The organism is Rubritalea sp., assembly GCF_051252225.1.
In the GTDB taxonomy this organism is placed as follows: Bacteria; Verrucomicrobiota; Verrucomicrobiia; order Verrucomicrobiales; family Akkermansiaceae; genus Rubritalea.
The window spans coordinates 182,189-197,960 of the sequence record NZ_JBPOGE010000004.1; the positions used below are offsets into that span (position 1 = coordinate 182,189).

The 15,772-nt window shown below is 49.1% G+C and carries 10 protein-coding genes; 5 read left to right on the forward strand and 5 right to left on the reverse strand.

What is annotated here, in order from left to right; genetic code table 11:
• Nucleotides 1–34 precede the first annotated feature (34 nt).
• The gene (locus ACSHX2_RS06120) at nucleotides 35–481 is read left to right on the forward strand and encodes a VOC family protein (RefSeq protein ID WP_435691604.1); all 447 of its coding nucleotides are present in this window, start codon (nucleotides 35–37) and stop codon (nucleotides 479–481) included.
• Between the two features lie 952 nt (nucleotides 482–1,433).
• Nucleotides 1,434–2,768 carry an FRG domain-containing protein gene (locus ACSHX2_RS06125; protein ID WP_435691606.1) on the forward strand — a complete coding sequence of 445 codons (1,335 nt, stop codon included), beginning with the start codon at nucleotides 1,434–1,436 and terminating at the stop codon, nucleotides 2,766–2,768.
• 189 nt (nucleotides 2,769–2,957) lie between these two features.
• Here ACSHX2_RS06125 and ACSHX2_RS06130 read toward each other — a convergent pair whose 3' ends face one another.
• The 5 genes from ACSHX2_RS06130 to ACSHX2_RS06150 form a co-directional block, all read right to left on the reverse strand.
• Nucleotides 2,958–4,010 (reverse strand): DUF4917 family protein, encoded by a 1,053-nt coding sequence (locus ACSHX2_RS06130; protein WP_435691608.1) that lies wholly within the window; start codon nucleotides 4,008–4,010, stop codon nucleotides 2,958–2,960.
• 253 nt (nucleotides 4,011–4,263) lie between these two features.
• Nucleotides 4,264–4,413 (reverse strand): hypothetical protein, encoded by a 150-nt coding sequence (locus tag ACSHX2_RS06135; RefSeq protein ID WP_435691610.1) that lies wholly within the window; start codon nucleotides 4,411–4,413, stop codon nucleotides 4,264–4,266.
• A gap of 9 nt (nucleotides 4,414–4,422) precedes the next feature.
• Complete coding sequence (locus tag ACSHX2_RS06140; RefSeq protein WP_435691612.1) at nucleotides 4,423–5,253, reverse strand: sulfite exporter TauE/SafE family protein; 831 nt, start codon at nucleotides 5,251–5,253, stop codon at nucleotides 4,423–4,425.
• Nucleotides 5,254–5,348: 95 nt separating this feature from the next.
• Entirely contained in the window at nucleotides 5,349–6,389 is a 1,041-nt protein-coding gene (locus ACSHX2_RS06145; RefSeq protein WP_435691614.1) for a methionine synthase, read from the reverse strand.
• A 26-nt stretch (nucleotides 6,390–6,415) separates the two neighbouring features.
• A complete protein-coding gene (locus ACSHX2_RS06150) occupies nucleotides 6,416–7,441 on the reverse strand; it encodes a DUF1852 domain-containing protein (RefSeq protein ID WP_435691616.1) in 1,026 nt (341 codons plus the stop codon).
• 91 nt (nucleotides 7,442–7,532) lie between these two features.
• Here ACSHX2_RS06150 and ACSHX2_RS06155 point away from each other — a divergent pair, with 91 nt between their 5' ends.
• From ACSHX2_RS06155 to ACSHX2_RS06165, 3 genes are all read left to right on the forward strand, one after another.
• Nucleotides 7,533–8,423 (forward strand): LysR family transcriptional regulator, encoded by an 891-nt coding sequence (locus ACSHX2_RS06155; protein WP_435691617.1) that lies wholly within the window; start codon nucleotides 7,533–7,535, stop codon nucleotides 8,421–8,423.
• 218 nt (nucleotides 8,424–8,641) lie between these two features.
• Nucleotides 8,642–14,188: a DUF1800 family protein gene (locus ACSHX2_RS06160; protein WP_435691619.1), complete on the forward strand. Its 5,547-nt coding sequence runs from the start codon at nucleotides 8,642–8,644 to the stop codon at nucleotides 14,186–14,188.
• 8 nt (nucleotides 14,189–14,196) lie between these two features.
• A complete protein-coding gene (locus tag ACSHX2_RS06165; RefSeq protein WP_435691621.1) occupies nucleotides 14,197–15,747 on the forward strand; it encodes a DUF1501 domain-containing protein in 1,551 nt (516 codons plus the stop codon).
• Nucleotides 15,748–15,772: the final 25 nt, after the last annotated feature.

A 15,772-nucleotide genomic window follows, 5' to 3' on the forward strand; every position in this document is an offset into this window, starting at 1 on the left:
TCTGATTCGCCCGCCTCGAAAAGCGGAATCTATTATGAACAAAGACATCAGAAACCAACACGGAGCCCTCTCATGGGCTGAGCTCAATACCAACAACCCACAAGCCGCTGCCGACTTCTACAGCAAAGTCTTCGGCTGGACATCCGAGCAAAACCCCATGCCCGATGGCTCAGGCACCTACACCTGCTTCACTAACAAAGAAGGGGAAAAAGTAGCAGGAGCCATGACCTGCGAGAAATCCCCCATCCAGTGGAGCGTCTACGTCACTGTCGACGATGTCGATGCCGCCGTCCGCGCCTGCACCGAAGCCGGTGGTGAAGTCCTCATGGAAGCCTTCGACTGCCCAGAGGTCGGCCGCATCGCCTACCTCAAAGACCCAGAAGGCGCCAGCTTCGTCGTCATCACCTACCTCAAACGATGTAGGAAACTAACGAGGCTAGTTTCTTTACGGGGAACTAGCCTTCTATTCGTACATAGGTGAAACACACATACGTGGCACAAGACGAATCAGCCGAGGCGACTCTCTATGGACATCCCGTGAGAGAGAATGAATGGCTTATTTGGCGATCAATTCCCTCAGACCGACATAGTCAGAGTTCTCTTCCCCTTTTTCATTAAGCACACCAATTTTCTTAAAAACTTCGATATGCTCATCGATGCTCATCAAGGGTGAGACTCATACCAGCCTAGGCAAAGCCGCATGCCTAGGTTCTGATAGAAGAGCCATACTTGGCTGGAGGCCAAGATCAACTTTCTTGCATCTACATATAGAAGAGCGTTTACGCCTTCAACACGCCCAATGTGACACTTAATCTAACTTACCTGTGAAAGTATTTTTGACGTAATGACAAACGGTGAATTCACAGAATGATAGTATCATGTGATACTATCACCCCAAAGGTAATTTATTTAGACTACTCTAGGCAAAAACTCACCCTGTATAATCACAAGATACTATCGCTCTTCTTGGAATCGAAAAAGTGGGAACCAAGCCTCTCTTCAATAAAAAGCACTCCTCAGTCTCCCGCCATCAGAACGACTCCCCTGCTTCCTGCAACCCCACCTCACTATTATAAAATAAGCTTTAGATCGACTCATAGCTGTAAGCTCAGCACAAAAATCTCGGACATGATCAGTAACCGAACGGACTTGCTGCTCTAACTTAACACGCGTAGGAGCCATCCCAGCTAATTTTTTTTGCTCATACTCAAGAAAGTCATGTTACTTGTCCGCCTAGTTGAGGTTCTCACACCCCACACCAGCTATTGCCGATACATAATTAGGTAAGTACATCGCGCCTAAAGAGGTCAATCAACTAGTGAGCTAACAAGACCTAAAACCGCAGCGAGTTAATAGTTTGACTAACGCTACTATTTTGCACTTTCCAGTAATGACTCCTAACGATTAAGTACTCAAAGAACTAATTCAATCTAATGACAACTAACAAGCTTAGCATCAGAGACTATAGGGAAATTTATGAAGAGTGGTGCTCTTTGAAAAATTGGGAGTATGGCCCAGTTTTTTCTTCAAGCTATCCGGAGAGATTTGAGCAACTCACAAAACAACTCACTCAGCAGTTAGATCTAAATAATGAGATCTGGAAAGAAAATCATGTGCACCTGCCATCTCCATGGCATGCATCTTTCTTTCTTAGCCTATTACAAAACACTTCTATCAGTTCAAAGACTACTCACTTCTTATTTCGAGGTCACTCCGACTCGTCATGGAGGTTAACTCCGACAATAGACCGACACCCAAAAAAAACATTTGAGAGATTCATGGGGACCTTAGAATATATTATTCTCAATGAGCTTCTAGCAAATTTGCATATGGATTTAACAATGCTAGGAGGGCGAAATAATAATCTAAATTTTTCAATAACCTTACCTAGGGAAGCATACTCTGCGGTATGTCAACACTATGGAAGCGCTACACCTCTACTTGATTTTACGGCTGACCCTAGTACTGCCGTATTTTTCGCTACTCAACGGAAGACTTCCAAGGGCTCCAAAAATTCAAGAGTTTTTGTCGTACGCTTAGATGGAGCAGCGGATAACCCAAATAAGTTTCACCTGAAATTAGTTCCGCCATTTTTCAATAGGCCCTATCTCCAGAAAGGAGTTTTCATCGAATCACAAGAAGAAGATGACGTAGCTGAATCTTTCACTCCTGACCTAACAGTTGATTTCCCCTACTCTGATATAAATCAAGAGTTTTCAGTAATTAGAGGTAACAAAATAGATTTACTCCCAGAACTCGACAGCATGAATATCCTAAAAAAATTAGCGAAAAAAGGCGCTGCTGAATTTGTTGCCGATAATTTAGGGGAAAACGTTGGTTATGAGCAAATGCTAGATTTTTCTTTTCAATACGCGAAAGCTAACGACGACACACTTACTCCGCTTTTTAAGGATCACATTAAAGACCCATTTAAGTACTTTTTTGCCTTCATTGAGGAAATTGAAGATATGCTTTATTGGTTGTGCTACCATGTAGGACCTAAAAACGGTAAGAATGAAATAGGTGTTAACCTTAATGTTCTAGAGTTGATTATCAAAGATAACCCAGAGATCATGAATTTCGTTTCTCAAATGTACAGTTTCTACATGCTCACCCCCGGTATTTACCAGTCACTGGAACCTGATAAAAAAGAGTGGATTACGGCTATTAATAGCAACATCCGAATTTATTTATCAAAACACGGTCACGACCCCGACCAGAAAGTGGATTTTGAATCATGTTTTGGTCACATGTTCTCAAAAAAATAAACTACAAGTATGTAAGAACTTGGCCTCAGTTATGAGAAGTGCTCTATTCCTGATTTTAAATCTCTACTCGCAGTCGCGGTAGAGATGTGTTCATCTAGAACTCTGATTAGTGAATCTTTCATATATTTGTTATAGCTCGTTCAACAACCTTCGACTAGTAGTTCTCATTCCTCATGTGGGAACTTAATACTATAGGTCATTATAGCGATCCCAGACTTGAGCCGACTCTGAATCATAAAAACTTAGATCCAATTTATTTTTAGTGCGGTTCTCAACTAGTTTCCTTGCTCGTTCAATTATTGTTTTGTTCCAAGGTTCATTCTCATCACCATACAAACCGACAAAAACGTGCTTCACTTTACCACGTTCAATTAATCGTAAAAAATGCTCGTCATTATCTGCTAATGAATGCCCATAGATAAATAAACATAATCCTATACTCTCGAAACTCCGGTATGCCTTGGCCAAAAAGTCATTATGCCTTATCTTCTCAAGTTTTTCATCAGATGTGCCCTCAGCAACAAATATAGGAAACCGATTCTCCTGCAAAGCCTGCCTAGTTTGATCTATCAAGCAAATATCCGTTCTATTCCAAGTGTATTTTTGGACTTCTACCCCCGCATCAAAAATATGTAAGGCTCCATGAAGAAAGAATAAATTCTGAGAGCGCGAACTACCAGACTCCCACACGACATATTCTGATGTAATCCCAGTGGCTATATCAGTTTGTGAGGTCCGAAACCCATCATCAGAAGTAATTTGATTGGGGTCTCCATAATTCATTTTAGTCCAATATAAGAGCAGATCATAATTAAGAGTGTAGATATTAGTAAAATTATCCAGAAATTCCTGACAACTTTGGTACTCTAGTTCAGAAATATCAGTAGGTTTCGAAGGGTGACTAGCTGCTATAGTTTTAACCAAAACCTCCTTAATCTCGGCTGCGTCACCCTCCATGAGAGTACTTACAGCATCTGAATTCTCACACTCCTCATAAGCTTTAACCAACTTTGCTGAATCATTAAGAGCTTTAATCACTTTTTCAAAATCAGTCGTATCCAAAGCTGCAAAAGCACTCCTAACCGAGTCTGAAAATCCAGCCTGTTCGGCCTGTTCATATAATTTTGTATATGTGAAAATGTCATGTCTACAAGCTATGCTAAAACCATTTCCTAGAAGCAAGTGACGCTTAGTGTATGAGCTTGATTTATTTAAAGCTTCTTCAAAAGTTAAAATATCCATAAAAACAACACGATTCTGATCAAAAGAACTGACTCGCCACCTATCAGATGTCAATTCAGAAGCATGTCGGTATTATGTTATTCACCTAAAGTCTGCTAAAATCCTTTCCGAGCCTCCGTAAACCTATGCCTCAATATAATAATTGCATACTCCTTTATCTTGGAGAAACATGGAGTCGGCAACAATCTACACACTTCTGAGTCCCCTCTTGTGGGTTTATCTGAGGCTTGCCCCCTGCCAATATTTCAATTTACTATCGTCCTCCACCTTCTTTCCTTGGAATGAGATCGGCTTCCTTAATTTTCTTACGCTGCTCTTTCAGCTCACCAAGGCACTGCAATATGTGAAGGCGGAACATCTGATCATAGAGTTCCTTCAACTTCGAACCTGCAAGACCTTCCACAGCTACTAGTTAGAGAAAAACCTGCATCAGCATCCGCAAACCTGTGATCAGCAACACCACGGCGAAGACGCGCTTCAGCTTCACTGCATCTAACTTGTGTCCTATGGCTACTCCTAGTGGCGCGCAGAGCACGGTGAGCGGCATGATGCAGAGGAAGCCGAGGACATTGACTAGACCATAAGTACCAGCGGGCGCGTCTGCGGGAGTAGAACCGAACACCAACATCGTCAGCGCTGCCGGCAAGGAGATAATCAAGCCGATCGCGGCCGCGGTGCCAACGGCCCGATGTGCTGGATACGCATAGAGAGTGAGCAAGGGCACCGAAATCGTTCCCCCACCAATTCCGACCATCGAGCTAAAGAAACCCACCGAGCTTCCCATCACCGCCTGGCCGAGCCTCCCCGGCAATTGGTCAAACAAGGCAGACTTACCCGTGCGAAACAACATATTCAGCGCCGACAAGGTTGCGATCACGCCGAACAAAACCGTCAGCCATCTGCCATCCACCCGAGTCACTAACCAGCTGCCGACTAACACGCCAGCAAACACCCATCCCGCCCAGCGCTTCAACAAGCCGAAGTCGACATTCCCCTTGCGGCGGTGCGAGCGAATCGAGCTGATCGAGGTCGGCACGATCGTCGCCAGCGAGGTCGCAGTCGCCACCAACATCGACGACTCGGCAGACACCCCAAAGCTTTGAAAAAGGAAGAACAACACGGGTACAATGACAATGCCGCCGCCAACCCCCAGCAGGCCAGCCAGCACACCGGCAAAAACACCCGTGGCAGCCAGTCCCAGAATGGTAAAAAGGTGGCTTGTGATAAATTCAATACTCTCCATTGGTGTTTTCTAGTTGATGTGCGACTGCCATAGCCCCCCAGCTACGGCAGTCGCTCTCCCCACTTAGGCAATTTCTCATGGTTGGAGATCAGGATTTATAACACTTGTTCGGCGACAAGTTCTTTCCGCACAATCTCAGCACCTGCACTGAGGGCATTGAGCTTCCCTCGGGCAAGCTCACGCGACAGCGGAGCCATCCCACAGTTGGTGCATGGATAGAGTTTATCGGCATCCACATACTTCAACGCCTCTCGCAGAGTGGCCGCGACTTCTTCCGGAGTCTCGACCGTATCGCTCGCCACATCGATGGCTCCCACCATGACTTTCTTGCCACGGATCAGCTCGATCAGCTCAATCGGCACGTGCGAGTTCTGGCATTCTAAAGAAATGATATCGATGTTAGATTGCTGCAATTTTGGAAACACCTCCTCGTATTGGCGCCACTCTGAGCCGAGCGTCTTCTTCCAGTCGGTATTCGCCTTGATGCCGTATCCATAACAAATATGCACCGCTGTTTCACATTGCAGCCCTTCGATCGCACGCTCTAAGCAAGCAATCCCCCAGGCATTCACTTCTTCGAAAAAGACATTAAACGCGGGCTCATCAAATTGGATAATATCTACGCCTGCTGCCTCTAACTCTTTCGCTTCTTGGTTGAGGATTTTTGCAAACTCCCACGCCAGTTTCTCACGGCTCTGGTAGTGCGCATCATGCAGCGTGTCGACCATGGTCATCGGTCCCGGCAGGGCCCACTTGATCTGCTGGTCAGTCTGCGCGCGGAGGAATTTTGCATCCTCCACAAACACCGAACGCGGACGACTAACAGGCCCCACCACGGTCGGCACGCTCGCCTCATAGCGATCTCTAATTTTTACCGTCTCACGCTTTTCAAAGTCCACACCATCAAGGTGCTCGATAAAGGTAGTCACGAAGTGCTGGCGCGTCTGTTCACCGTCGCCGACAATGTCAACGCCTGCATTTCTTTGTTCCTGCAGAGAGATGCGCAGCGCATCGTTCTTGCCATCGATAAGCTCTTGCTCGCTCAGCTTCCACGGCGACCAAAGCTTTTCAGGTTCAGCCAGCCATGATGGCTTCGGTAAACTCCCCGCACTGGATGTAGGTAATAATTGGTTCATAGTAGTATCTTGGTGGTGTCGGTTGCTTACACTGCCTGCTTCTCAGCCCATTGCTGCAGGATCGACTGGTAGGGTTTGATGAAATTCTCTGCCGCAAAGACTCCCTGCTTGATCGCTAACTGACTGCGTTCTTCACGGTCGTAAACGATTTGTGTCAGAGAATGGTCGCTGTGCTTCAAGTTCGGTTGGTACAGGTTTCCAGCCACAGAATTGGCATTGTAGATCTCAGGTCGATAGATCTTCTGAAAGGTCTCCATCGTACTAATCGTCCCGATCAACTCGAGGTTAGTATAGTCACTGAGCAAATCCCCAAAGTGGTAAAAGGCCAAGGGCGCCACACTGTTAGGCGGCATGAAGTAGCGCACCTCGAAGCCCATTTTTCTAAAGTACTGCTCGGTCAATGAAGATTCATTGGCCTGATATTCCACCCCAAGCACTGGGTGTTGGTTTTCGGTACGCTGATAGATTTTGTTATCAGAGACGCTCAAGCAGATGACTGGTGGCTTGCTAAAAGCCTCACGGTAGGTCTCCGACTCGAGAAAATCTTGGAAGAGTTTACCGTGTAGATCGCCAAAGCCATCAGGGATACTGAATTTCACTTGGCTCTCATTGTACTCCCGCAGCAACACACTGAAATCATAGTCGCGCACGTAGGAAGAAAAGTTGTTCCCGACAATGCCTTCGATCAGCTGGTTCTTTTTACGATCGTGGATCTTGGTCTTCAGTATCTCAATCGAGGGAAAAGTCTCGCCCTTGCCTTCGACATCAACATCCACAGAGATGATCTCGAGCTCGACTGCGTAGCGGTCACCTTTCGGGTTATCCCAATGCGCCAGTGCGTTGAAACGGCGATCCACCATCCGCAGAGTATTCCGTAAATTCTCCTGACGGCTCTCACCGCGCGCCAAGTTGGCGAAGTTGGTCGTGACTCGGGTGCTGTCGGACGGTTGGTAATTTTCATCAAAGCGAATGCTCTTGATAGAATAGGTGAAGCCCGCACTCACTGGTGATTGGGATTCACTTACTGGCGCTGCGATCTGTTTCGTTTGCATGATTGGGACCGTATCAGAGTTGATCTATGAACAAAAATGGTCATTAATCATCAATCGATGAGCAATGCTCATGGATTAAACCAAAGAGCCGATGAACTATTTAGAACGAATCCATCTCGAAATCATTCTCGCTGTGCAGCAAGAAGGAAGCATGACTGCGGCCGCAGAATCGCTGCACCTCACGCAGTCTGCGCTCAGCCACAGCATGTCGAAACTCGAGGACCAATTGGGCGTAAAACTCTGGCAGAGAAAAGGCCGACAGCTCGTACCGACTCAGGCTGGCCAGCACTTGCTCAATACAGCGCGCCGCCTCATCCCACAATTTGTGCGCACCGAAAACCAGCTCATCCAGTTCAGTAAAGGCGAGCGCGGAGTCTTAAAAATCGGGATGGAATGCCACCCCTGCTACCAATGGCTGCAGAAAATGACCAACACCTACCTACAGGATTGGCCATCGGTCGACCTCGATGTCATTCAGAAATTCCAGTTCGCCGGGATCGAAGCTCTGCTCACCCATGAGATTGATATCATCGTCACGCCGGACCCGGTGAGGAAACCTGAACTCACCTTCATCCCGGTATTCGATTACGAACAAGTCCTCGTGGTCAGTGAAAACCACCCACTGAAAAACCATAAATTTGTGGAACCGGAAGAACTGAGCGAAGAAACTCTCTTCACCTACCCTGTCTGCTCAGACCGCTTAGACATTTTTTCCAACTTCCTCACCCCTGTCGGCAGAACCGTCAAATACCAGAAAATCATCGAAACCACCGAGATCATGATTCAAATGGTTGCCTGCGGACGCGGCGTGACTTCCCTCCCGCGTTGGCTCGTCAACGAATACGCCGAGCGCTACGCGATCTTCCCGGTGAAACTCGGCAAGAAAGGCGTGCACAAACAAATCCACCTCGGCGTCAGACAAGAGGACGCCAATGTGGACTACATCCAAGCCTTCCTAAATAAAGCACAAGCCTCCACCTAATTCAGCACTCTCACCGCTAAATAGAGCTCTGTATTTTCAGCTGAAACAGTTTTCGATGGCCAGCTAAGCACCTTCAAATGGTACTTCAGGGGCCCAGACAGCACCAGTGACTAGTGAATGAATCAGCACGAATTTCGCCACACTGGTAGAATATTCTTGGCCTCATCTTAGCTGACGCTATGTTATCCCGAATGAACGCTCACATCAAAAGATGTGCGGTGCATTCCTCCACAGCTTTTCTCCCGGCGCTGCTGCCCAGCACTTTTATACTCCTCTTCTGCAATGCGCTAGCCGTCGATACCAACGACAATGGCCTCAGTGATGTTTGGGAACAATTTTACAATGCCAGTACTCTAGAGCTACTCGACGATGATGATGGCGATGGTTTCAAAAACATCGACGAGTGCATCGCGGGTACCGACCCATTCGACAATAGCGACCACCCTCAGATCAAGCCTCTCGTTGTTGCTCGAGACAGCGATGAAGTAGAACTCGCATTCAAAACCATTGAGGGAAAGGTCTACACCCTTTCCCATTCCACTAACCTCAGTGGATTCAACTCAATCAATAGCTGGCTAGGTGATGGCAATGAGCGCTCACTACTCATCAACCCCGACGGCATATCCTATAGCATTAGCCCCATCCGTATCGACTTTTGGGCCGACCTACCCGGCCCGGCTATCGACGACCTCTATTCTCAAGCTCAGTTCCCTAGTCCACCAGACGGAAGCATCAGCACTACTTCACTAGCAGCCCCACAATTTCAGGCAAGTGGCTACGGTGGGCGCCTCACTACCTTTATCACCCCACCTCAAACTGGCGACTACACGATCTACCTGTCGTCAGGCGGTCCAGCTGAACTGTATTTCAATATGCCAGCTGAAGACGCTGTCCCTGTCAAAATTGCCGAAATCCTGGAGAGCCAGTCAGACATTGAGCCCAACCAATGGGGGCTCTACCCCAGCCAGCAATCATCGGCACTCAGCCTTACCGCTGACTCCCCTTACTTTCTCGACCTGCGCTATGTGGCTGCCGTTGCCGGCCAACATGTCCAACTTGCATGGAGTGGCCCCGGCATTGAGGGTATTCAAGCGATCGAACGTAGCGCATTGGCGAAGCTGCCATTCCTCAGTGAAACCAGAGACGACTCCATTTTCTTAGAACATGATTACGATACTGCCGGCCAGACCGGACAGCTCTGGGCAAACAGTGCAGGTATCGAAACCAACATCTCAGGCCTGAGTGGAAATGCCGAGCGCGTCACTGCCGATCTAGGAACCAGTTCCGAGGAACGGCTCCACTTCAGCCCAGGCGGCCACGACCACCTCTACGCCACCTGGCTATTTAACATGAGCGCGGGTGAACAAGACACCTACCTCTTTTTCCAAAATGGCTCAAACAATAGCCAAGAAGGCCCACGTATCGACATTGAAGATAATTCCTCAGGGACAATTGCTGTCGTGCGGGCGGGCGGCTCCGGTGGCAACGACACAGAGATCGAGATCGAATTCGATAAGAGTTACCGAATCGAAATCGTAACGACACTCTCAAGCGATGGATTCAGCTACAACACTCCGACTGGCAGCCAGACAACTCAGGCAGACACTTTTGACATTTATGTCAGCGCCCCAGAAGGAAAACTTATTGGCTCAGCCACTGGGCTAGCCTTCCGCGATGGCCCTGGCGTGGTGGAAGCTCTCAGTACTCTGCGAATCCCCTACCCAAACACCCCAAACATCGCCTTCGATGACTGGCTCTTCACTGGAGGCCTCATCACTGGCAAAGGCTACCTCACTCCGAACAATTTCGACTTCGGAGATGCCGAATCCTCGCATTTCTTTAAACTCGCTATCGAAGAATCAGATCAAGACGGCGATGGTATCCCCGATTGGGAAGAGATCCTTCTGGGAGCCAACTACAACATGCTCTTCTTCGATGCTGAAACGACCAATGGCACACCCGATGGTGACACACTCACCACTCTGATTAACAATTCCCAAGATCAACCTGAAGTCTCACTCCAAGCTAGTGACGTTGCTGCCTTTGAAAGCAACCACCCGAATACGATAGCTGACAATGGTGAAGTCATTCTCACACGCACAGGTTCGCTCACTCCTCTAACAGTGCAACTTTGCATCACACCGCTGGAAACTACTGGTAGTGTCGAAACCGTGTGTGACGGCACCTGCTGTAGCCTGATTGGCAGCGCGGGAGACGAAGTCGTCGAACTAGAGGATTACCAACTCATTGACCAAGATGGTAACACAATCACTGACTCCGTGAGCTTCGCCTTCGGTGAAATGCAAAAGGTCCTGACAGTCGTCGCCGTCAATGACGCTATCAACGAATACCCAGAGACTCTCAACCTTGCTGTCGCGCCCGCCACAGATGACAGCTACACCACCTCAGAAGCACTCAACGGAGCTTCTATTCAGCTCTTTGACCTCCCAGACAACCCGGACAACCTCACCATATTCACTGGCACTTTCAGCCAAGATGGTGCAGCAGTCATCACCACCAGTGGCTCGGGATATCTCACGGCTACTCTCAACGGCCCTCGCACCGAACTACGTATCTGGAACGAATTCTCAGGGCTCACATCTGCCCAACAAGACTCTCACCTACATAAGTCAACCAGCGGCCCGAACCCGGGCCCGATCATCTACGAAATTACTGAAACCCCAGGTGATGCCGAGAGTGACCCACTGAATGGCCCACTCACCAGCTACCCTTGGGACATTAGAGAGTCTTCAGGAGCTGTCCCCACCGCTGGCGGAGCGGCTTCCAAACAAACCATCATCGACTCGCTTTTCTCTCAAAATAGCGAAACTCCTCTCTACCTGAACATCCACACCGTCGATAACCCAGCTGGCGAAATTTGGTCATTCCTAGGTCTATCGGGTGGCAGTGCCGAAGAACCTGCTGATCCGACACCTGCAGCGCAGCCTGGTTCAGCCGTGTACCCGCAGCTGGCCGACCAATTACTTGAAGTAGAAGTGCGCCGCTTTCTCAACCAAGCAACATTCGGAGCAACCGACGCCGAAGTTGATGCGCTCATTCAGGTGATCGAGCAAGAACGCTTGAGCGACCCAGACTACCACCGCAATGATGCCTTCGCCGACTGGATCGATGTACAAACTTCCGACACCGACCAGACCTACCTGCTCGAATACACACTCGCCTCACATTACCAATTCATGACCTTGGCGAACCTCTTCGACAGTACGCTCAACCCAACTGATGGCGAGTCGACCACTCCAGCTAAACCAACCAGCTGGCCGAGCATCAACCGAGATAACGCAAACCCTGAATATTGGCACCTCGATGACGTCTATCCAGTCGACCGTGATGATTTTAATCTGGCGAACACGAACGACCTTCGTGCTGAACCAAACTACGTTCAGCGCAGACAGGCGCATTGGCAACTCATGATCAATGCCCACGATCAACTACGCCAAAAGATGGGCTATGCTCTGCAGCAAATCGTCGTCGTCAGTGACTCGCTATCCTCGATACGAGACACCCCCTACGGGAGTGCGAACTACCAAGACATGCTCAACACATACGCCTTTGAACATTACCGTGATGTCCTCGGCTACGTGAATTGGAGCCCATTGATGGGCAAATGGCTCTCAAGCCTGCAAAACCAAAAAGCAATCGATTTCGATGGTGACGGATTCTACGACGCCTACCCAGATGAAAACCTCGCCCGTGAAAACATGCAGCTTTTCTCAATTGGGCTCTTTGAAACTTGGCCAGATGGTAGCCTTAAGCTCAGCTCAGAAGGCCTCCCACAAGCAAGCTACACGAATGATGACATCCGCGAGTTTGCTAAAATCCTCACTGGCCAAAGTTTTAGCCGCCATAATGGATACAACGACTCATGGGGCGGAGTCCCATTCACAGAAGACAATGCAGATTTCGATGCCTCCCAAGGATCCTATGGAGTGTTAGGACTCGCGTACCTCTACCCGATGAAGATGTTTGGCGAGTATCACAGCCCTGGAACTAAATCCTTTGCTGGAACGACCATCGACAACACCTCCATCGCAGACCTCACTCAACGCGGCATTGCCGACATCGAAGCAGCCATCGACTGGCTCGCCGGAAAACCCGATGACGGCCAGCCTGATTTTGACATGACCAATAGTCACGTCAGCACACCTGCGTTCATCTCCCGCCGTCTTATACAGCGTTTCACTACTTCAAATCCCTCAACTGACTACCTGCACCGTGTTGCATCAGTCTTTAAAGAAAGCGAAGGCGATCTAGGCCTCACTATCCGCGCTATTTTACTCGACCCCGAAGCGCGCCAACTCGATATCAACCAAACCACCTTCGGTCTAAAAAAATCACCACTCGAGGGCTACATCCAACTACTCCGCTCGCTAGAAGCACATACCCACACTCCTCTAACTAACCCAGCCAATGCAGCGCCATACGATGAGGCGCCTGGCGACTTCAGTAACCCGGAGCTCTATCTAGATACCTTCGGCTACGCAGCGAATCAGCTCGATAACCATACACGCAATGTCCGGTTCATGCCTCAAAGCGCAATCACTTCAGGCTCACGGGGCCTACAGATGGACCCCTTCAGCCAAGTCACCGTATTTAACTACTACCTACCCGACTATTCACCGAGTGGTGTCATCAATAATACCGAGCTGGTCGCCCCAGAAATGCAACTCGCAAACGAGCCTGACATCATTCGCAACATCAACTACTTTGAGGACATCATCCGCTCCACGAACGGACCATTTGGCGACGAATTAGGAGGCACAGATGCGAACCAAATCGCCGCTTTTGGTGGCGTTGCTGAAGCTGTCAGCAATGATGCCCAAAAGCTCTCCAGACAAGCATTAGCTGATGCGTTCTATCCTGCAACTGAACCCGCTGATACTCGCACCACCATTGCCGACGGCACCACCGAATCGACCACAGGAACCTCTAACGTCCCCGCTCCCTATTGGCTCCGACTCCAACGTATTGGCGACACCTTCATCTCCAGCGACTCGAGCGATGGCGTAACATGGGAAACCATCTCGACCCAAGTACTCCCCATGGCTTCTGAAGCCTACATTGGGCTCGCAGTCACTAGTCATGACGACGGAATACTCACCACAGCTCAGTTCAGCAATATCAGCCTCAGCGGTGGCGTGAGCGACTGGGAATCCAGAGACATCGGCTCCGTATCAGCCACAGGTTCGACCAGCATAACAGCCATTGATGCAATGACTATCCAAGCCTCCGGCAATGATATTTGGAGCAGCAATGACGAATTCCACTTTGCCTACCAATGGCTCGATGGTGATGGTGAGATTATCGCTCGCATTGACAGCCTAGTCGAAACGAACGCTTGGACGAAAGCGGGTCTCATGGTGCGTGAAACATTAGCTTCTAACTCTGCCAATGTCATGACACTCATGAGTGCAGCTTACGGCACGCGCAGCCAGATCCGCAAAGTCTCCCGCGGGCGCAGCAGTGAGTCACTTGCTGATGAAGCGCTTCTTGATGCACTCGACTTACGCCTGACCAATGGTCTCTTCAAAATACGCTACCCATACGACTCCTCTGATGATGACGACCCTAACATCCATGGGCTTGATGATTGGCTCAAAAACCCACGCGAGCTGATCATCGATGCGATCACTAACGGATACGGAGATCCCTACGATTCCTCCAATGATGAATCAGAGAGACTCAATAAGCTCTCCGATGCGCTCTATCTTCTCACTTTCACTCCCGAGTACCAAATTAAAAAATAACAACGACTATGCCTAAAAATCTCGGAAATCTCTCACGTCGCGACTTCCTCAAGGCTGGCACTTGTGGAGCCATGAGCATTGGCCCACTCGTTAATACTATTGCCCAGCTCTCACTCATCAACTCAGCCTCAGCTAGCAGTCTCGGCGGTGCCACCCTCGTGGGAAATGACTACAAGGCTCTAATTTGCGTCTTTCTACGTGGCGGCTGTGACATGAACAACGTTCTCATACCGGTTGGATCAAACCCTCAAGCCGCCACCTACGCAGCAGATCGCGCAGCCGTGGCCATCCCCAACGGTATCGTGCACCCAATCTATAACCCAAGCGGACAAGATACAACAAAGCCAATCACCGTTCCTAGCGGGGAAAGCTTTGGACTCCATCCCTCACTCACCAATCTAGCCACCATGTTCAACAGCAGTGAAGCTAGTTTTGTCTGTAATGTGGGAACCCTGGCAGAACCGACCAACCAAAATTCCTACAGTACTAGCAGCCTGCCCAAGCAACTTTTCTCCCACTCTGACCAAGTCACTCAGTGGATGTCTTCCATTGCCGATAAGCCCTACACTTCAGGCTGGGGCGCTAGAGTGGCCGACCTCTACAACGACACATGGAACCTCCAGAGCCAAACCTCCATGCTCATCACTGCGGCTGGAAACAACCAGTTCTTGAATGGCAGCGCAGGGACCTCCCAGTACTCGGTCACTTCTACCGGCGCAATCAGCCTCACTAGCTTCGGCACAAATTACAGCAATGCTCTCAATACTGATGGCAGCTACAGGTCGAGCTCCACCGGTGAAAGGCTCAAAGCTCTCGAGCGCATCATGCAATACAGCCACGCTCACATCCTAGAAGAAGGTTATAGCGAAGTCGTTCGCAGCGCACGTGAGAACGAGGCAATCATCTTAGAAGCCATCCAAGTCGAACAGGAACTTGGCATCGATTACGACACCATTTTCGCAAATTATGAAGCTGATAGCGGTATCGCTGAGGAATTTAAAGCCATCGCCCGGCTAATCACTGGACGGGAGTGCTTAGGCAATAACCGCCAAATCTTCTTCGTCGACCTCGGTGGATTCGACAACCACCAAGATATCAATAACGACCTGCCCGAACTACTCACTCAACTTGATCAAGCCATTGGAGCATTCAATGCCTCAATGAAAGAGCTCGATTTGAAAGATGCCGACTTCAGTTATGACAAAGTGACCACCTTCCAAGCATCCGATTTTAACCGGACTTGGACACCGAATGGGGCAGACTCAGCATCGGCAGGGACAGATCACGCATGGGGCTCCCACGCGTTCGTGTTTGGTGGCGCAGTCAACGGAGGAGAACTCTATGGCAATTTCCCTGAACTCTCTATCGGTGGCTTCAATGATGTACCTAATGGCTCTCGCGGGCGCTGGATACCAACAACCTCCGTCGACCAATTTTCATCGGTGTTAGCCAACTGGTTTGGTGTACCTATTGGCAGTTCAGAAATGGCCACTATTTTCCCAAACTTGTACCGCTTCCAAGACCCCTTCTCTGGCGATGTGAACCTCGGGTTCTTATAAGACACTGTCGAACGATAGAAATTAC